The sequence below is a fragment of the Klebsiella sp. P1927 genome (assembly GCF_018204675.1).
GTDB lineage: Bacteria > Pseudomonadota > Gammaproteobacteria > Enterobacterales > Enterobacteriaceae > Klebsiella > Klebsiella pneumoniae.
In genome coordinates this window covers 3,122,335-3,139,361 of sequence record NZ_CP073377.1, presented here as the reverse complement: position 1 = coordinate 3,139,361, position 17,027 = coordinate 3,122,335, and the positions used below count along the sequence as shown (strand labels likewise).

At 56.7% G+C, this 17,027-nt stretch carries 16 protein-coding genes, 2 tRNA genes and 2 other RNA genes; 13 read left to right on the top strand and 7 right to left on the bottom strand.

Annotation, left to right across the window (positions count from 1 at the left end; translation table 11 throughout):
- Window positions 1-201: 201 nt before the first annotated feature.
- Both putP and KB892_RS15990 read left to right on the top strand, forming a co-directional pair.
- A complete protein-coding gene (putP, locus tag KB892_RS15995; RefSeq protein ID WP_004147889.1) occupies window positions 202-1,710 on the top strand; it encodes a sodium/proline symporter PutP in 1,509 nt (502 codons plus the stop codon).
- A gap of 134 nt (window positions 1,711-1,844) precedes the next feature.
- Window positions 1,845-2,279 (top strand): DUF3574 domain-containing protein, encoded by a 435-nt coding sequence (locus tag KB892_RS15990; RefSeq protein WP_004150827.1) that lies wholly within the window; start codon window positions 1,845-1,847, stop codon window positions 2,277-2,279.
- Between the two features lie 31 nt (window positions 2,280-2,310).
- Here KB892_RS15990 and KB892_RS15985 read toward each other — a convergent pair whose 3' ends face one another.
- Window positions 2,311-3,495, bottom strand: coding sequence for a NupC/NupG family nucleoside CNT transporter (locus tag KB892_RS15985; RefSeq protein WP_002898911.1), 1,185 nt, complete (start codon window positions 3,493-3,495; stop codon window positions 2,311-2,313).
- A 270-nt stretch (window positions 3,496-3,765) separates the two neighbouring features.
- Between KB892_RS15985 and efeU the strand changes: the two genes are divergently transcribed.
- The 5 genes from efeU to KB892_RS15960 all read left to right on the top strand — a co-directional run bounded on the left by efeU (window position 3,766) and on the right by KB892_RS15960 (window position 9,226).
- Window positions 3,766-4,596 (top strand): iron uptake transporter permease EfeU, encoded by an 831-nt coding sequence (gene efeU / locus KB892_RS15980; RefSeq protein ID WP_002898913.1) that lies wholly within the window; start codon window positions 3,766-3,768, stop codon window positions 4,594-4,596.
- Between the two features lie 51 nt (window positions 4,597-4,647).
- Window positions 4,648-5,775: an iron uptake system protein EfeO gene (gene efeO, locus KB892_RS15975; protein WP_072353966.1), complete on the top strand. Its 1,128-nt coding sequence runs from the start codon at window positions 4,648-4,650 to the stop codon at window positions 5,773-5,775.
- A 4-nt stretch (window positions 5,776-5,779) separates the two neighbouring features.
- Window positions 5,780-7,051, top strand: coding sequence for an iron uptake transporter deferrochelatase/peroxidase subunit (gene efeB / locus KB892_RS15970; protein ID WP_062954980.1), 1,272 nt, complete (start codon window positions 5,780-5,782; stop codon window positions 7,049-7,051).
- Between the two features lie 504 nt (window positions 7,052-7,555).
- Entirely contained in the window at window positions 7,556-8,344 is a 789-nt protein-coding gene (gene phoH / locus KB892_RS15965; protein WP_002898923.1) for a phosphate starvation-inducible protein PhoH, read from the top strand.
- A gap of 237 nt (window positions 8,345-8,581) precedes the next feature.
- Window positions 8,582-9,226 (top strand): DsbA family protein, encoded by a 645-nt coding sequence (locus KB892_RS15960; protein WP_002898924.1) that lies wholly within the window; start codon window positions 8,582-8,584, stop codon window positions 9,224-9,226.
- Window positions 9,227-9,745: 519 nt separating this feature from the next.
- On the opposite strand, the gene KB892_RS15955 is transcribed toward KB892_RS15960, so the two are convergent.
- The 3 genes from KB892_RS15955 to KB892_RS15945 form a co-directional block, all read right to left on the bottom strand.
- Window positions 9,746-9,833 (bottom strand) — tRNA-Ser (locus tag KB892_RS15955).
- 145 nt (window positions 9,834-9,978) lie between these two features.
- Window positions 9,979-10,656 carry an isochorismatase family protein gene (locus KB892_RS15950; RefSeq protein ID WP_002898927.1) on the bottom strand — a complete coding sequence of 226 codons (678 nt, stop codon included), beginning with the start codon at window positions 10,654-10,656 and terminating at the stop codon, window positions 9,979-9,981.
- An 18-nt stretch (window positions 10,657-10,674) separates the two neighbouring features.
- Window positions 10,675-11,535: a pirin family protein gene (locus KB892_RS15945; protein WP_004199757.1), complete on the bottom strand. Its 861-nt coding sequence runs from the start codon at window positions 11,533-11,535 to the stop codon at window positions 10,675-10,677.
- A 114-nt stretch (window positions 11,536-11,649) separates the two neighbouring features.
- Here KB892_RS15945 and KB892_RS15940 point away from each other — a divergent pair, with 114 nt between their 5' ends.
- The gene (locus KB892_RS15940; RefSeq protein ID WP_002898935.1) at window positions 11,650-12,555 is read left to right on the top strand and encodes a LysR family transcriptional regulator; all 906 of its coding nucleotides are present in this window, start codon (window positions 11,650-11,652) and stop codon (window positions 12,553-12,555) included.
- A 94-nt stretch (window positions 12,556-12,649) separates the two neighbouring features.
- On the opposite strand, the gene KB892_RS15935 is transcribed toward KB892_RS15940, so the two are convergent.
- From KB892_RS15935 to KB892_RS15925, 3 genes are all read right to left on the bottom strand, one after another.
- Window positions 12,650-12,787, bottom strand: a non-coding RNA gene (locus tag KB892_RS15935) — RtT sRNA.
- A 43-nt stretch (window positions 12,788-12,830) separates the two neighbouring features.
- A non-coding RNA gene (locus KB892_RS15930) (RtT sRNA) lies at window positions 12,831-12,969 on the bottom strand.
- Between the two features lie 43 nt (window positions 12,970-13,012).
- A tRNA-Ser gene (locus tag KB892_RS15925) sits at window positions 13,013-13,100 on the bottom strand.
- A 268-nt stretch (window positions 13,101-13,368) separates the two neighbouring features.
- Here KB892_RS15925 and ghrA point away from each other — a divergent pair.
- The 5 genes from ghrA to ymdB all read left to right on the top strand — a co-directional run bounded on the left by ghrA (window position 13,369) and on the right by ymdB (window position 16,973).
- Complete coding sequence (gene ghrA, locus KB892_RS15920; protein ID WP_002898938.1) at window positions 13,369-14,307, top strand: glyoxylate/hydroxypyruvate reductase GhrA; 939 nt, start codon at window positions 13,369-13,371, stop codon at window positions 14,305-14,307.
- Between the two features lie 88 nt (window positions 14,308-14,395).
- Complete coding sequence (locus KB892_RS15915) at window positions 14,396-15,133, top strand: phosphatase (RefSeq protein WP_002898939.1); 738 nt, start codon at window positions 14,396-14,398, stop codon at window positions 15,131-15,133.
- A gap of 22 nt (window positions 15,134-15,155) precedes the next feature.
- Complete coding sequence (locus KB892_RS15910) at window positions 15,156-15,707, top strand: TorD/DmsD family molecular chaperone (RefSeq protein ID WP_002898941.1); 552 nt, start codon at window positions 15,156-15,158, stop codon at window positions 15,705-15,707.
- A 106-nt stretch (window positions 15,708-15,813) separates the two neighbouring features.
- Window positions 15,814-16,296 (top strand): DUF1097 domain-containing protein, encoded by a 483-nt coding sequence (locus KB892_RS15905; protein WP_002898950.1) that lies wholly within the window; start codon window positions 15,814-15,816, stop codon window positions 16,294-16,296.
- A 149-nt stretch (window positions 16,297-16,445) separates the two neighbouring features.
- Entirely contained in the window at window positions 16,446-16,973 is a 528-nt protein-coding gene (gene ymdB / locus KB892_RS15900) for an O-acetyl-ADP-ribose deacetylase (RefSeq protein ID WP_002898953.1), read from the top strand.
- Window positions 16,974-17,027: the final 54 nt, after the last annotated feature.

Here is a 17,027-nt window from a genome sequence, read left to right as displayed (position 1 = left end):
CGTGAGAGAGTGCAACCTCTAACAAATTGACGTTTTGCGCCGTCGGTTTTTCGTGTAAATGCTGTGTTAAATCGTTTGTGAAAAACCGAAGCTTCCGTCAGGATACGGTCGCCCAATTAAACAATGCGCCATTACCCCGTTCCGGTAGTGGAAAAAAACGACGAAGTTGGACGCTGTCGATAAAAATTCTGGAGACTTTGCATGGCTATTAGCACACCGATGCTGGTGACATTTATTGTTTATATTTTTGGTATGGTATTGATAGGGTTTATTGCCTGGCGTTCGACCAAAAACTTCGATGATTATATTCTCGGGGGAAGGAGTCTGGGGCCATTTGTGACCGCGCTTTCCGCAGGGGCGTCGGATATGAGCGGCTGGCTGCTGATGGGCCTGCCAGGGGCGATTTTCCTCTCCGGGATTTCCGAAAGCTGGATCGCCATTGGCTTAACGCTGGGGGCGTGGATTAACTGGAAGCTGGTGGCCGGTCGCCTGCGCGTGCATACCGAGGTGAATAATAACGCCCTGACGCTGCCCGATTATTTTACCGGCCGTTTTGAAGATAAAAGCCGGGTGCTGAGAATTATTTCGGCGCTGGTTATTCTGCTGTTCTTTACCATCTATTGCGCTTCAGGAATTGTCGCGGGGGCGCGTCTGTTTGAAAGCACCTTCGGCATGAGTTATGAAACCGCACTGTGGGCCGGGGCGGCGGCGACGATTATCTATACCTTCGTCGGCGGCTTCCTCGCGGTTAGCTGGACCGATACCGTGCAGGCCAGCCTGATGATTTTCGCGCTGATCCTCACCCCGGTGATCGTGATTATTTCCGTCGGCGGCTTTGGCGATTCGCTGGAAGTGATTAAGCAGAAGAGCATCGAAAATATCGACATGCTGAAAGGGCTGAACTTCGTGGCGATTATCTCGCTGATGGGCTGGGGGCTGGGTTATTTCGGTCAGCCGCATATTCTGGCGCGCTTTATGGCGGCGGATTCGCACCACAGCATCGTTCACGCACGTCGCATTAGTATGACCTGGATGATCCTCTGCCTCGGCGGGGCGGTGGCCGTCGGCTTCTTTGGCATCGCCTACTTCAATAACAACCCGAGCCTGGCGGGCGCGGTTAACCAGAACGCCGAGCGCGTGTTTATCGAACTGGCGCAAATCCTGTTTAACCCGTGGATTGCCGGGATCCTGCTGTCGGCGATTCTGGCGGCGGTGATGTCCACCCTGAGCTGTCAGCTGCTGGTCTGCTCGAGCGCAATTACCGAAGACCTGTATAAAGCCTTCCTGCGTAAAAACGCCGGTCAGAAAGAGCTGGTGTGGGTGGGCCGTATGATGGTGCTGGTGGTTGCCCTGGTGGCCATTGCCCTGGCGGCCAATCCGGAAAACCGCGTGCTGGGTCTGGTGAGCTACGCCTGGGCTGGCTTCGGCGCCGCCTTTGGCCCGGTGGTCCTGTTCTCGGTAATGTGGTCGCGCATGACCCGTAACGGCGCGCTGGCCGGGATGGTGATTGGCGCCCTGACCGTGATCGTCTGGAAGCAGTTTGGCTGGCTGGGCCTGTATGAAATCATTCCGGGCTTTGTCTTCGGCAGCATCGGGATTGTGGTCTTTAGCCTGCTGGATAAAGCGCCGTCGGCCAGCATGCAGCAGCGCTTTGCCGAAGCGGATGCCCACTACCATACGCCGCCGCCGGTACGCGCCACGGCTGAGTAAGATCATCTAATGCTCACGAGCCCGCCGCTGGCGGGCTTTTTATTGCCTGGTGCCGTGCCGGAATATTATAACCCTTGCTAATTATCTGAAAATCCGCTGATATTTCCTGACTAATAACAATGAGGATAGCAAAGATGACGTTCAGACAGGGTGCAATGGCGCTGGTGCTGGCAGGGTTACTCAGCGGCTGCGTGGCGGGTGGAAGTTCATCGACCAGCGCGCCGAAGCCCGGCGTCTGCCCGGCGGATAAGTCCATGGTGCAAACCACGCTTTACTTCGGTCTGAGCCGCCCGGCGGGGAAAGACATCACCGCTGAAGAGTGGCAACAGTTTGTCGACCGTGACGTCACGCCGCGCTTTCGCGACGGGCTGACGGTGTTTGATGCCCACGGCCAGTGGCTTGGCCAGAATGGTCAGGTGGTGCGGGAGCAGAGCAAGGCGCTGATGGTGATCCATGGGCATGACGCGCAGAGCGAGGCGGGTATTGAGGCTCTGCGCCAGGGCTATAAATCACGCTTCGCACAGGAGTCGGTGATGCGTGTCGACCAGCCGGTCTGCGTGCAGTTCTGAGTAAACGGCGGGGGCAGCCCCGCCGTTTGTTTTACAGCACCAGCCCGGCGAAGCTGGCGGAAAGCAGGCTCACCAGCGTGGCGCTATACACCAGCCGCAGGCCGAAGCGGGAGACGATATTGCCCTGCGGTTCATTCAGGCCTTTGATCGCCCCGGCGATAATGCCGATCGAGGCAAAGTTGGCAAACGAAACCAGGAATACCGAGAGAATGCCGAGCCCGCGAGGGGTCATGCTGGCGGCAATCTTTTGCAGCTCAATCATCGCCACAAATTCGTTAGCGACCAGTTTGGTGGCCATGATGCTGCCGGCGTTTAGCGCATCGCTCAGCGGGATGCCGATAAGCCACGCCAGCGGATAAAAGACGTAGCCGAGGATCTGCTGGAAGCTGAGACCAAACAGGGTGGCGAATAGCGCGTTAATGGCGCTGATCAGGGCGATAAAACCGATCAGCATCGCCAGAATAATCATCGCCACTTTAAAGCCGGCCAGAATATATTCCCCGAGCATTTCAAAGAAACTCTGCGATTCATGCAGCTTCTCGAGTTTTATTTCCTGCTCGCTGCCCGGCCGCGTCGGGTTAATTACCGACAGCACGATAAAGGTGCTGAACATATTGAGGATCAGCGCTGCGACGACATATTTGGCGTCCAGCATGGTCATATAGGCGCCGACAATCGACAGCGATACGGTCGACATGGCCGTCGCCGCCATAGTGAACAGTCGCCGTGAGGAGAGGTCGCCCAGTACGCCCTTGTAGGCAATGAAGTTCTCCGACTGGCCGAGGATCAGCGAGCTGACGGCGTTGAAAGATTCCAGCTTACCCATGCCGTTTACTTTCGACAGCAGGGTGCCAATCACGCGAATAAAAATCGGCAGGATCCGCCAGTGCTGGAGAATACCAATCAGCGCGGAAATAAACACAATCGGACACAGGACGCCCAGGAAAATAAAGGCTAAGCCTTTTTCGCTCATGCCGCCAAAGACGAAATTGGTCCCTTCGGCGGCAAAGCCTAACAGCGAAGCAAAAAAGCCGGAAATATTTTTTACCAGCCACAGGCCGCTTTCGGCGTGCAGGAAAAAGAAAGCGAGCGCTATTTCGATAATAATCAACTGGAGAATATAACGAATACGAATTTTTTGTCTGTCGTAGCTGACAAGCCAGGCCAGGGCGAGGATCACCGCCAGCGCCAGCAGGAAATGAAAAAATGCAGTCATGTTGTTCTTTTCGCAAGTCAATAAGGCCGCCATTTAGCCATAGCCGCTACGGCGGGTAAATATCTGGCGTAAAAAATCCTTTGCTTATTCTTTCCCTTCATAACAGGCGAATATTTTCATAAGTCATTATTTGTCAGCGATTTATTTACAACTGATCATCATTCTCTGCACATTTCGCTTGTGTTTCTGAGCATTGTAATGATAATCACTATCATAAATATTACCTGTTTTTGCATTCGTTGACGGTGTTTTACATTTAAGGGTATTGGCATGTTTGTCCCATTTCTCATTATGTTACGCGAAGGCCTGGAGGCGGCGCTGATTGTCAGCCTGATCGCCAGCTATCTGAAACGCACCCAGCGCGGCAACTGGATTGGCGTGATGTGGATTGGCGTGATCCTCGCGGCGGCGCTATGTCTTGGCTTAGGCATCTTTATCAACGAAACCACCGGTGAATTTCCTCAGCGTGAACAGGAGCTGTTCGAAGGGATCGTCGCGGTCATTGCGGTGGTGATCCTGACGTGGATGGTCTTCTGGATGCGCAATGTCTCACGCAACGTCAAGCAGCAGCTGGAGCAGGCCGTGGACAAGGCGCTGCAGCGCGGTAATCACCACGGCTGGGCGCTGGTGATGATGGTCTTTTTCGCGGTCGCCCGTGAGGGGCTGGAGTCGGTCTTCTTTCTGCTGGCGGCATTCCAGCAGGATGTCGGTATCTGGCCGCCGCTGGGGGCGCTGCTGGGTCTGGCCACCGCTATCGTGCTGGGCTTCCTGATCTACTGGGGCGGTATCCGCCTTAACCTTGGCGTGTTCTTCAAATGGACCAGCCTGTTTATTCTGCTGGTGGCTGCTGGCCTGGCCGCGGGGGCGATCCGCGCCTTCCACGAGGCGGGCCTGTGGAACCTGTTCCAGGATACCGCCTTCGATCTGAGCAACGTGCTGTCGACGCATACGCTGTTCGGCACGCTGCTGGAAGGGATCTTCGGTTATCAGGAGACGCCGAGCGTCAGCGAAGTGGCTGTCTATCTGCTTTATCTGATCCCGGCGCTGGTGCTGTTTGCCCTGCCGCCGCGGAATAATACCACTGCCTCGCGGGCTGCCTGACCGGGCGCTGCGAGCTTATAAGCGACACTCTACTTACCGAAAGGGATGATCATGATGATTCATTTTCGCCGTAATGCGCTGCGGGTGACCGTGGCCGCGCTGCTCAGCTCTGCATTCGGTGCACAGGCTGCGGATATCCCGCAGGTCAAAGTCACCGTCAACGACAAGCAGTGCGAGCCGATGCAGGTGACCGTTAACGCGGGTAAAACCCAGTTTATTATTCAGAACCACAGCCAGAAAGCGCTGGAGTGGGAGATTCTGAAAGGGGTGATGGTGGTGGAAGAGCGCGAAAACATCGCGCCGGGCTTTACTCAGAAGCTCACCGCGAACCTGCAGCCGGGCGAATATGACATGACCTGTGGCCTGCTCACCAACCCGAAAGGCAAACTGATCGTCACCGGCGCCGCCACCAAAGACGCGGCGAAAGCGGATGCGGTGCTGAGCCTCGGCGACGCGATCACCGCCTATAAAGCCTATGTGACGGCGGAAACCGCGCAGCTGGTTAGCGGCACCAAAGCCTTTACCGACGCGGTGAAAGCCGGCGATATCGAAAAAGCGAAAGCGCTGTACGCCCCGACGCGTCAGCATTACGAGCGCATCGAGCCCATTGCCGAGCTGTTCTCTGACCTTGACGGCAGCATCGACGCCCGCGAAGACGACTTCGAGAAAAAAGCGGAAGATCCGAAATTTACCGGTTTCCACCGTCTGGAAAAAGCGCTGTTTGGCGATAACAGCGTCAAAGGGATGGAAAAAAATGCCGATCAGCTGAACAGCGATGTGCTGGAGCTGCAAAAGCGTATCAGCGAGCTGGCGTTCCCGCCGTCAAAAGTCGTGGGCGGCGCGGCAGGATTAATTGAGGAAGTCGCGGCCAGCAAGATCAGCGGTGAAGAAGATCGCTACAGCCATACCGATCTGTGGGACTTCCAGGCCAACATTGACGGCGCGCAGAAAATTGTCGACCTGCTGCGCCCGCAGCTGCAAAAAGAGAACAGCGCGCTGCTGGCGAAAGTGGACGCCAACTTTAAGAAAGTGGACAGCATCCTCAGCAAATATCGCACCAAAGACGGTTTCGAAACCTACGATAAGCTGACCACCGCCGACCGTAATGCGCTGAAAGGGCCGATCACCACCCTGGCGGAAGATCTGGCTCAGCTGCGCGGGATCCTGGGGCTGGACTAAGTCGATGGCACAGCAGAAACCCCACGACGTGAACGAGCCGTCACGTCGTCGCTTACTGAAAGGGATCGGCGCGCTGGCCATCACCGGCGGCTGCCCGGTAGCGCATGCGGCAAAAGCGGAAAGTTCCCCGGGGACGCTCACACCCGACGCGCGCCAGGAAAAGCAGCCATTCTATGGCCGGCATCAGGCGGGCATTCTGACGCCGCAGCAGGCTTCGATGATGCTGGTGGCCTTCGATGTGCTGGCGGCTGATAAAGCCGACCTCGAGCGGCTGTTTCGACTGCTGACCCAGCGTATCGCCTTTTTAACCCAGGGCGGCCCGGCGCCGGACACGCCGAATCCGCGGCTGCCGCCGATGGATTCCGGCATCCTGGGGCCGTGGATTGCGCCAGATAACCTGACCATCACCGTCTCGGTCGGCCATTCGCTATTTGATGAGCGCTTTGGCCTGGCGGATAAAGCACCGAAAAAGCTGCAGCCGATGACCCGCTTCCCCAACGATTCGCTGGATGCCGCGCTGTGCCATGGCGACCTGCTGCTGCAGATCTGCGCCAATACTCAGGATACGGTGATCCACGCCCTGCGTGATGTCATCAAACATACGCCGGATCTGCTGAGCGTGCGCTGGAAGCGGGAAGGGTTTATCTCCGACAGCGCGGCGCGCAGCAAAGGCAAAGAGACCCCCATCAACCTGTTGGGGTTTAAGGACGGCACCGCTAACCCGGCGAGCCACGACAGCGCGTTGATGGATAAGGTAGTGTGGGTGACAGCCGATCAGGACGAGCCGGCCTGGACCGTGGGCGGCAGCTATCAGGCGGCGCGAATTATCCAGTTTCACGTGGAGTTCTGGGATCGGACGCCGCTCAAGGAGCAGCAGACGATCTTTGGTCGCGACAAGCACACCGGTGCGCCGCTGGGGATGAAAAACGAACACGATACCCCGGATTACAGTAAAGATCCTAACGGCGAAGTCATTGCGCTGGATAGCCATATTCGTCTGGCCAATCCCCGCACGCCGGAAACCCAGTCCAGCCTGATGATGCGCCGCGGCTACAGCTATTCGCTGGGGGTTACTAACGCCGGACAACTGGATATGGGGCTGTTATTCGTTTGCTATCAGCACGATCTGGAAAAGGGTTTTCTGACGGTGCAGAAACGACTTAACGGCGAGGCGCTGGAGGAGTATGTCAAACCGATCGGCGGGGGCTACTTCTTTGTTTTACCCGGCGTAGTGGATGATAAACACTATCTGGGAGAGTCGCTGCTGCAGGCCTGATACCGACCCTGCCCGTAAGGGCAGGGCGTTTTCTGCTGTTTTTCTCATTTTTCTTATATTTCCTGCCATGTGTTATATTTCTGTAATACAAATGACCGATAGTCTCCTACACTTGCTTAAGAACTATTTGTTGCGTCATTGTGAAAAATAAGTTGCATTAAGAATCTTTTTTGATGTACTTATTACATACGCGGTAGTTCCCGGCAGTGTGACGTTTCACTATGGAGATCGCGAATGGTAAGGTCCCGTACCGGACAACGTAAAACCTCAGACCGTACTCTTCAGCACGGAAGCCCCGCTTCCGGCAGCGATTTTCTTACTCTTTCTCTCTCCGCTTCGCATTATTACAACCTTGGCAGGGTACGCGGTGCGCGTAGCCGCGACTCGTTGTCAGTTCTACCGGCAAGCAATGGCTTACAAGGAAGCCAAACCTCAATCGTTCGTGCGCATAGTCGCGTCGATGTTGACGCGTGTGATGTAAACCAACAACGCAAGGTGCTATCCATGGGAAGACAAAAAGCAGTGATCAAAGCTCGTCGTGAAGCAAAACGTGTGCTGAGACGGGATTCACGCAGCCATAAGCAGCGTGAAGAAGAATCGGTCACATCGCTTGTGCAAATGAGTGGCGTAGAAGCAATTGGCATGGCGCGGGACAGCCGTGATACTTCCCCAATTGAGGCGCGCAATGAGGCTCAGGCGCATTATTTGAATGCCATCGACAATAAGCAGCTGATTTTCGCTACCGGCGAAGCTGGATGCGGCAAGACCTGGATCAGTGCGGCGAAGGCAGCTGAAGCCCTGATCCATAAGGATGTGGACAGAATTATTGTTACCCGTCCCGTTCTGCAGGCCGACGAAGATCTCGGCTTCTTACCGGGAGATATCGCCGAGAAGTTCGCTCCCTATTTCCGACCGGTTTACGATGTGCTGGTGAAAAGGCTGGGGGCTTCCTTTATGCAGTACTGCCTGCGTCCGGAAATCGGCAAGGTGGAAATCGCGCCGTTCGCCTATATGCGCGGACGTACCTTTGAAAATGCGGTGGTGATTCTGGACGAGGCCCAGAACGTGACCGCAGCGCAAATGAAGATGTTTTTAACCCGCCTCGGGGAGAACGTGACGGTCATCGTCAATGGCGATATCACCCAGTGCGACTTGCCCTCTGGCGTGAGATCTGGCCTGAGCGATGCGCTGGCGCGTTTTGAGGAAGACGAGATGATCGGCATCGTGCGTTTCACCACCGATGACTGCGTGCGCTCGGCTCTCTGCCAGCGGACGCTGAAAGCCTATTATTAATCGTCATACTGTGAGCAAGGCCCGGGCTAGCCCGGGCTTTGTTGTTTTGATCCTTGCGACAGTCTGAAGTGCGGATAAAATTTCTGTTTTGAGGGATCCATCGCTGTATGTGATAGAATTTCTTCTCTGTAATACAAGAATATCTGCTTTGCTATACATAAGCGCCTTTCTAATAATTTCTTTCGTCTTACGCCGTTTTACTCATTTAATTGTATGGATACTTGTAAGGGAAGCACAATGGTCTTACATGGGAAAGTTATCAAGTTATTAATTACTATTTTGATGGTGGGGTTGTCATCCGCTGCTTATAGTAAAGATTATCAGGCAGGGAAAAACTTCACTGTTATTCATTCTACTGTTAAGCAACCGCCGCCACTGGTTGAGTTTTTTTCCTTCTACTGCGGACCTTGTTATGCGTTTGCAGAGCGCATCAATGTTGATACAGCTATCAGAAAGCGCCTGCCCGACGATATGAAACTGGAAAAATACCATGTCAGCCAGATGGGGCCTTTAGGACCAGCATTAACAGAAGCATGGGCCGTAGCACAATATGCTGGGGTAGATGGCAAGGTGGAAAAGTTATTGTTTGAGGGTTTACAGGTTAAGCGTGATATTAAAACGGCAGCTGATATTGTTATGGTGTTTAATCAACTTGGCATTACGTCAGAGAAATATGCCGAAATGCAAAGTAACTTTATGGTAAAAGCTTTAATTGCCAGACAGGATAATCTGGTCGAAAAAATGAAAGTGCATGGTACGCCTTCTTTTTATGTTTCAGGAAAATATCATATTAACAATACATCACTCGCGCAAGATGACTATGATACCTATGCAGAGGATATGGCTAATCTGGTTTTATTTTTGCTTAACAAGCCCCTGTAACACGAAGTGAGAAAGTATCATTAGGTTTGTCTTTTTCGTTCTGTCCGGGTGGCGTTGCCACTCGTCGAACCCCGGTCGGGGGTTCTCATCCCCCCCGGCGGGTGCCACATGCGAAAAAAAAGCCCGTACTTGCGTACGAGCTCTTCTTAAAATATGGCGGTGAGGGGGGGATTGACTCGCTTCGCTCGCCCCTGCGGGGCAGCCCGCTCGCAGGCTCGCGGTCTGTCCAACTGGCGTTGCCAGTTGTCGAACCCCGGTCGGGGGTTCTCATCCCCCCCGGCGGGTGCCACATGCGAAAAAAAAGCCCGTACTTGCGTACGAGCTCTTCTTAAAATATGGCGGTGAGGGGGGGATTGACTCGCTTCGCTCGCCCCTGCGGGGCAGCCCGCTCGCAGGCTCGCGGTCTGTCCAACTGGCGTTGCCAGTTGTCGAACCCCGGTCGGGGGTTCTCATCCCCCCCGGTGGGTGCCACATGCGAAAAAAAAAGCCCGTACTTGCGTACGAGCTCTTCTTAAAATATGGCGGTGAGGGGGGGATTCGAACCCCCGATACGTTGCCGTATACACACTTTCCAGGCGTGCTCCTTCAGCCACTCGGACACCTCACCATATTGTCTTGCTGCTCACCTTGGGTGGGCAACGGGGCGCTACTATAGGGAGTTGCGTTAAAACGGTCAAGCATATTTTCTTCTTTCTTTGCCGTTCGCTCACGCAATGAACAATGCCCCGCTGCGGCTCAGCGGGGCGGGCGTTTTAGCGCTGGGAATCCAGCTGTTCGTTATTCTTCACGACGTCCTGCGCTTTGCTGTAGCTTTCGATCAGCAGCTGGTAGGCCGGGAAGACTTTGGTGTACACCTCCGCCCATTCTGCGGCGTCCGGGCGATTCCAGGTGCGCTGCAGCTCAGAGGCGACGGCGGCGGTATCCATTGGCACTACGCCGGCCTGTACCACGCGAGCCAGGGTGATCTCCTGCGCCATTTTGCTGTAGGTGCCGGAAGCGTCAATCACGGCAAACACTTTATAACCGTCGGCGACAGCGGCGATAGCCGGGAAGGCCATGCAGACGCTGGTGATGGTCCCGGCGATAATCAGCGTTTTACGGCCGGTCGCTTTCACCGCGGCGACGAATTCCGGGTTATCCCAGGCGTTAATCTCACCTTTACGGGCGATGTATTTCGCATGCGGCGCGTTTTCATGAATCTCCGGGATCAGCGGACCGTTCGGCCCCTGCGGCACGGAGGCGGTCGTGATCACCGGGATCCCGGCAAGCGACGCCATCTTGGCCAGCGCGGCGGCGCGAGCGCGCAGCTCTGGCATCGGCATATCGCCGACGGTCTGGAACAGACCGCTCTGATGGTCAATCAACAGCATTGCGGTATCGTTAACATCAATCACCGGACGAGCACCGTTAAAGTTAGCGGGAGTAGACATAGTATTCACCTCAATCAGTTAGATTTGGCCAAAGCGGCCGCTGTTAAAATCGCGTACAGCTTCTGCGATCTGCGTTTTGTTATTCATGACAAACGGGCCATAGCCCACAATCGGCTCCTGTAGCGGTTCTCCGGCCATCAGCAGAACTTTTGCCGGGGCGGTCGCCTCCAGATGCACTGCGTCACCTGCCTGGCTCAGGACGGCCAGCTGGCCTTCGCGAGCAGATTCGGAACCGTTAATGATCACTTCCCCTTCCAGCACCACCAGCGCGGTACTCCAGCCCTCCGGTTGGCGCAGCGTGAGGTCGTGCCCCTGATTCAGCTGCAGATCCCACACGTTAAGCGGTGAGAAGGTATGGGCCGGGCCGCTGACGTCGTCATACTGGCCGGCAATAACCCGAACCTGTCCGGCGCCGTTCGCCAGCGCCACGGTGGGGATCGTCCCGGCGGTAATGCTCTGGTAGCCGGGGGTCGCCATTTTGTCTTTCGCGGGCAGGTTGACCCACAGCTGGATCATCTTCAGCTCGCCGCCGCTGCGGGTGAAGGCCTCCGAGTGGAACTCTTCGTGCAGGATCCCGGCGCCCGCCGTCATCCACTGCACGTCGCCTGGACCAATCACCCCGCCGCGTCCGGTGGAGTCGCGATGCTCTACTTCACCGGCGTAGACGATGGTGACGGTTTCAAATCCGCGATGCGGATGCTCACCGACGCCGCGTTTTTCGCTGCCCGCCGGGAAGGTGTACGGCCCGGCATAGTCGAGCAGTAAGAAGGGGCTCAGCTGCTGGCCGTGCGTCTGATAGGAAAACATCGAGCGAACCGGGAAGCCGTCGCCTACCCAATGCTGCGCAGGCGCGGTGTAGACTCCTGTGATCTGTTTCATGGCTTTCTCCTGTGTATCGGTATCTGATGTGAATAAGCTTATATCCGGGACGACGTATGCGGTAGTGTGCAAAAATGACCTATACTGTTCCAAAAATGGAACAATGGAGGAAGGATGCAGGATCTCAATGACTTCGCCTGGTTTGTCCAGGTGGTAGACCATGGCGGTTTCGCCGCGGCTGGGCGAGCGCTTGACCAGCCGAAATCCAAACTCAGCCGTCGCATTGCGCAACTCGAGGAGCGGTTGGGCGTTCGTTTGATTCAGCGAACCACCCGTCAGTTCGCGGTCACCGAGGTCGGGCAGACCTTTTATCAGCATTGCAAAGCGATGCTGATTGAGGCCGAGGCGGCGCAGCAGGCGGTCGAGACGCTGCGCGCCGAGCCGCGCGGTAGCGTCAGGATCACCTGTCCGGTCACCTTGCTGCATGTCCATATCGGACCGATGCTGGCGCGATTTATGGCGCGCTATCCTGGGGTAACGCTGCATCTTGAGGCGACCAACCGCCGGGTGGATGTGGTCGGGGAGGGCGTTGATGTGGCGATCCGCGTCCGTCCCCGGCCCATCGAGGATAGCGACCTGGTGATGCGCGTGCTGGCGGACCGCGGGCACCGGCTGGTAGCCAGCCCGGATCTCATTTCCCGGCTCGGACGTCCGCAGGCGCCGTCCGAGCTGAGCGCCTGGCCGGGCCTCAGCCTGGGTGCGAACAAGCATCAGCATAAATGGCAGCTCACCGGGCCCGGGGGAGCGAGAGCGGAAGTGTATTTCACGCCGCGAATGGTGACCACCGATATGCTGGCGCTGCGCGAGGCGGCGATGGCCGGCGTAGGCGTGGTGCAGCTTCCTTTATTAATGGTGCGCGATCAGCTGGCGTCAGGTGAATTAGAGGTGGTTCTGGACGAGTGGCAGCCGCGGCGGGAAGCGATCCATGCGGTATTTGCCTCACGGCGCGGGCTGCTGCCCTCCGTCAGGGCGCTGGTGGACTACCTCAGCGAAGAGTATCAGCGGATGGAGGAGGATTAGCTTCGGGATTGGCTTTTCTCGAGGGGCTCCCCCCCCCGGCAGAGAATATAAAAGAAAAGAGCCCGTGCTTGCGTACAGGCTCTCATCTTGAATATGGCGGTGAGGGGGGGATTGACTCGCTTCGCTCGCCCCTGCGGGGCAGCCCGCTCGCAGGCTCGCGGTCTGTCCAACTGGCTGCGCCAGTTGTCGAACCCCGGTCGGGGGTTCTCATCCCCCCCTGTGGAGAATATAAAAGAAAAGAGCCCGTACTTTCGTACAGGCTCTCATCTCGAATATGGCGGTGAGGGGGGGATTGACTCGCTTCGCTCGCCCCTGCGGGGCAGCCCGCTTACTGCGTGCGCGGTCTGTCCAACTGGCTGCGCCAGTTGTCGAACCCCGGTCGGGGGTTCTCATCCCCCCCTGTGGAGAATATAAAAGAAAAGAGCCCGTACTTTCGTACAGGCTCTCATCTCGAATATGGCGGTGAGGGGGGGATTCGAACCCCCGATACGTTGCCGTATACACACTTTCCAGGCGTGCTCCTTCAGCCACTCGGACACCTCACCATATTGTCTTTCCCGTTGTTGTCGGGAACGGGCGCTAATGTAGGGAAATACGTATCGCCCGTCAATCAACTTTTTGCAAAAAAAGCGCGTTTAGACAAACTTCGAGCAACTTGCTCCTTAAACGTGCGAAATCCGTTTTTTTTGTCGCCAGTAGCTTTTCCCTTTTCGCTCGGGGGAAATTTGTTATGCTGGCAAACCAATAGAAAACAATGAGTAAAATAAGACGCCAGCGTTAATCGGCCAAAGGCGTCTGCTATCAGGAGCCCCTATGGAGATTATTTTTTACCATCCGACCTTTGATACCCAATACTGGATCTGTGAGCTGGAAAAGCAGTTACCCGGCGCGCGGGTGCGCGAGTGGAAAGCGGGCGATAACCGGCCGGCGGACTATGCCCTGGTCTGGCATCCGCCGGTAGAGATGCTGCAGGGCCGGGCGCTGAAGGCCGTGTTCGCCCTCGGGGCAGGGGTGGACTCTATTCTCAGCAAGCTGCGCGACCATCCGGATATGCTGCCGCTGTCGATTCCGCTGTTTCGTCTCGAAGATACCGGTATGGGACGGCAGATGCAGGAGTATGCCGTGAGCCAGGTGCTCCACTGGTTCCGCCGCTTTGATGACTATCAGGCGCTGAAGCTGGCTTCCCGCTGGCAGCCGCTGCCCGAGTACCGCGCCGACGAATTCACCGTCGGGATTATGGGCGCCGGCGTGCTGGGGGCGAAGGTTGCGGAAAGTCTGCAACCCTGGGGGTTCCCGCTTCGCGTCTGGAGCCGTAGCCGCAAATCCTGGCCGCAGGTGCAGAGCTTCGCCGGCCAGGCCGAGCTGGGCGAATTCCTGCAGGGCACTCGCGTGCTGATCAACCTGCTGCCGAATACCGCCGAAACCGCCGGCATTATTAACCAGACGCTGCTGGCGCAGTTGCCTGATGAGAGCTATGTCCTCAACCTTGCTCGCGGCGTGCATGTCGTTGAAGAGGATCTGCTGGCGGCGCTGAACAGCGGTAAGCTCAAAGGGGCGATGCTCGATGTCTTCAGTCGCGAACCGCTGCCGCAGGAGAGCCCGCTATGGGCGCATCCGCGGGTGGCCATGACCCCCCATGTGGCGGCAGTGACCCGTCCAATGGAAGCTATCACCTACATTGCGGAGACCATTAGCCGGCTTGAGCGAGGGGAGCCGGTAAGCGGTCAGGTCGACCGCCAGCGCGGTTATTAAGACGAGAGAACCCCGCCACGGCGGGGTTTTTGCTAATCAATAGCCCGGTTTCCTGCTATTCTTGCGGCAAACAGAAGAGGAGAATGTGATGTATCCCGTTGACCTGCACATGCATACCGTCGCCAGCACCCATGCCTACAGCACCCTGCACGATTATATTGCGGAAGCAAAGCGTAAAGGGATCAAACTCTTCGCCATCACCGACCACGGCCCGGACATGGCGGATGCTCCGCACTACTGGCACTTCGTTAATATGCGCATCTGGCCCCGCCTGGTAGACGGGGTGGGGATCCTGCGCGGTATTGAGTCGAATATTAAAAATATTGAAGGCGAGATCGACTGTTCCGGACCGATGTTGACTTCTCTCGATCTGATCATCGCCGGATTTCATGAGCCGGTGTTTCCGCCGCAGGATCGTGACACCCATACACAGGCGATGATAGCCGCGATGGCCAGCGGTAAAGTGCATATGATTAGCCATCCGGGTAATCCGAAATTCCCGGTGGATATCCCGGCGATTGCCGAAGCGGCGGCTCGCTACCAGGTGGCGCTGGAGATTAATAACTCCTCGTTCGTATCATCGCGCGTGGGCAGTGAAGACAACTGCCGGGCCATCGCCGCCGCAGTGCGTGATGCCGGGGGATGGGTGGCGCTGGGCTCGGACTCTCACACCGCCTTTACCCTTGGGGAATTTACCGAATGCCGCAAGATCCTTGATGCGGTCGATTTCCCGGAGGAGAGGATCCTCAACGTTTCTCCGTGTCGCCTGCTTAACTTCCTCGAGTCGCGGGGCATGCCGGCGATCCCGGAATTTGCTGACCTTTAATTTGTATAACTGGAATAACTGAATGAACGAGTTTTCAATCCTCTGCCGCGTGCTGGGTTCACTGTATTACCGTCAACCGCAGGACCCGCTGCTGGTGCCGCTGTTTACCCTGATCCGCGAGGGCAAACTGGCCGCCAGCTGGCCGCTTGAGCAGGACGAGCTGCTGGCGCGTCTGCAGAAAAGCTGTGAAATGCAATCCCTGGCGACGGACTATAATGCGCTGTTCGTCGGTGAAGCCTGCAGCGTCCCGCCGTACCGTAGCGCGTGGGTGGAGGGTTCCTCGGAAGCGGAAGTTTGGGCTTTTCTGAGCGAACACGGCATCCCGACAGGGGAAGGTCCGGCGGATCATCTCGGCTCGCTGCTGCTGGCCGCCTCCTGGCTGGAGGATCATGCCGCAGAAGACCAGAGCGAGACGCTGGAGCTCCTGTTTGCCGACTATATCCTGCCGTGGTGCGGGACGATGCTGGGGAAAGTCGAAGCCCATGCGCACACGCCGTTCTGGCGCACCATGGCGCCGTTGACCCGCGACGCCATCGCCGCGATGTGGGACGAGCTTCAGGAAGAAGATGAGTAATAATATGTGATGTAAATCACTGTTTGAATGAAACTGAAAGAAATTTCATTCATATACTGTGTTTTAGATCGCATTCTTCCGGCGCGTATCTGCTAGGATACGCGCCATGAACATACTCTTCGCAATCGCATTAACGACAGGCATCCTCTCCGGGATTTGGGGGTGGGTGGCGGTCGCTCTCGGCCTGCTGAGCTGGGCCGGATTCCTCGGCTGTACGGCCTATTTCGCCTGCCCGCAGGGCGGCTTGAAAGGGCTGGCCATCTCGTCCTGCACGGTGATGAGCGGCGTGGCCTGGGCGTTAGTGATTATCCACGGTAGCGCGCTGGCGCCACAGGTGCAGATCCTCAGCTATATGATGACCGGTGTGGTCGCCTTCCTGATGTGCATTCAGGCGCGACGGACGCTACTGTCGTTTGTCCCGGGCACCTTTATCGGCGCCTGCGCGACCTTCGCGGCAGACGGCGACTGGCGTCTGGTGATCCCTTCCCTGGCGCTGGGTCTGGTCTTTGGCTATGCCATGAAAAATAGTGGCCTGTGGCTGGCGGCCCGTGCGGATAAGCATAAATCGTTCGCCAACGACAACGCCTGATCGGCGGGACGACTAAAAAACAGGACCTTACGGGTCCTGTTTTTTTATCTTCTCGTCACCGGACAAAGCGATAATCTTGCTCCCGCAGGCGAGAATGCCCTAGTATCGGCAGAAAGCCGTATCCACACGCTATGCCGACAGGAGGAGAAATGGCTGTTAAACCTGAGGTAATTCTCGGCGATATTACGACACTTGATGTCGATGTGATTGTTAATGCGGCAAATCCCTCGCTGCTGGGTGGTGGCGGAGTAGACGGGGCCATCCACCGGGCGGCCGGTCCCGCGCTGCTGGCGGCTTGCAAGCAGGTGCTGCAGCAGCAGGGCGAATGCCCTCCCGGGCATGCGGTAATTACTATTGCCGGCAATCTGCCGGCCAGCGCGGTGATCCACACCGTGGGCCCGGTCTGGCACGGCGGCGACCGCATGGAGGCGCAAACCCTGGCCGATGCTTACAAAAACAGTCTGCAGTTGGCCTCGGCAAACAACTATCGCTCCATTGCGTTTCCGGCGATAAGCACCGGCGTGTATGGCTATCCGAGAGAGGAAGCGGCGGCGATCGCCGTGCGCACCGTCACCGCGTTTCTCACTCGCTATAATCCTCTTGAGCGCGTCCTGTTCGTCTGTTTTGACGAGGAAACGGCGGCTATCTATCGCCGCCTGCTGGCGTCATACCCCTGATTCAACAGAATAGGCTATGATAACCGCCAGTCTTGACGGGAATGATGGGTAGCA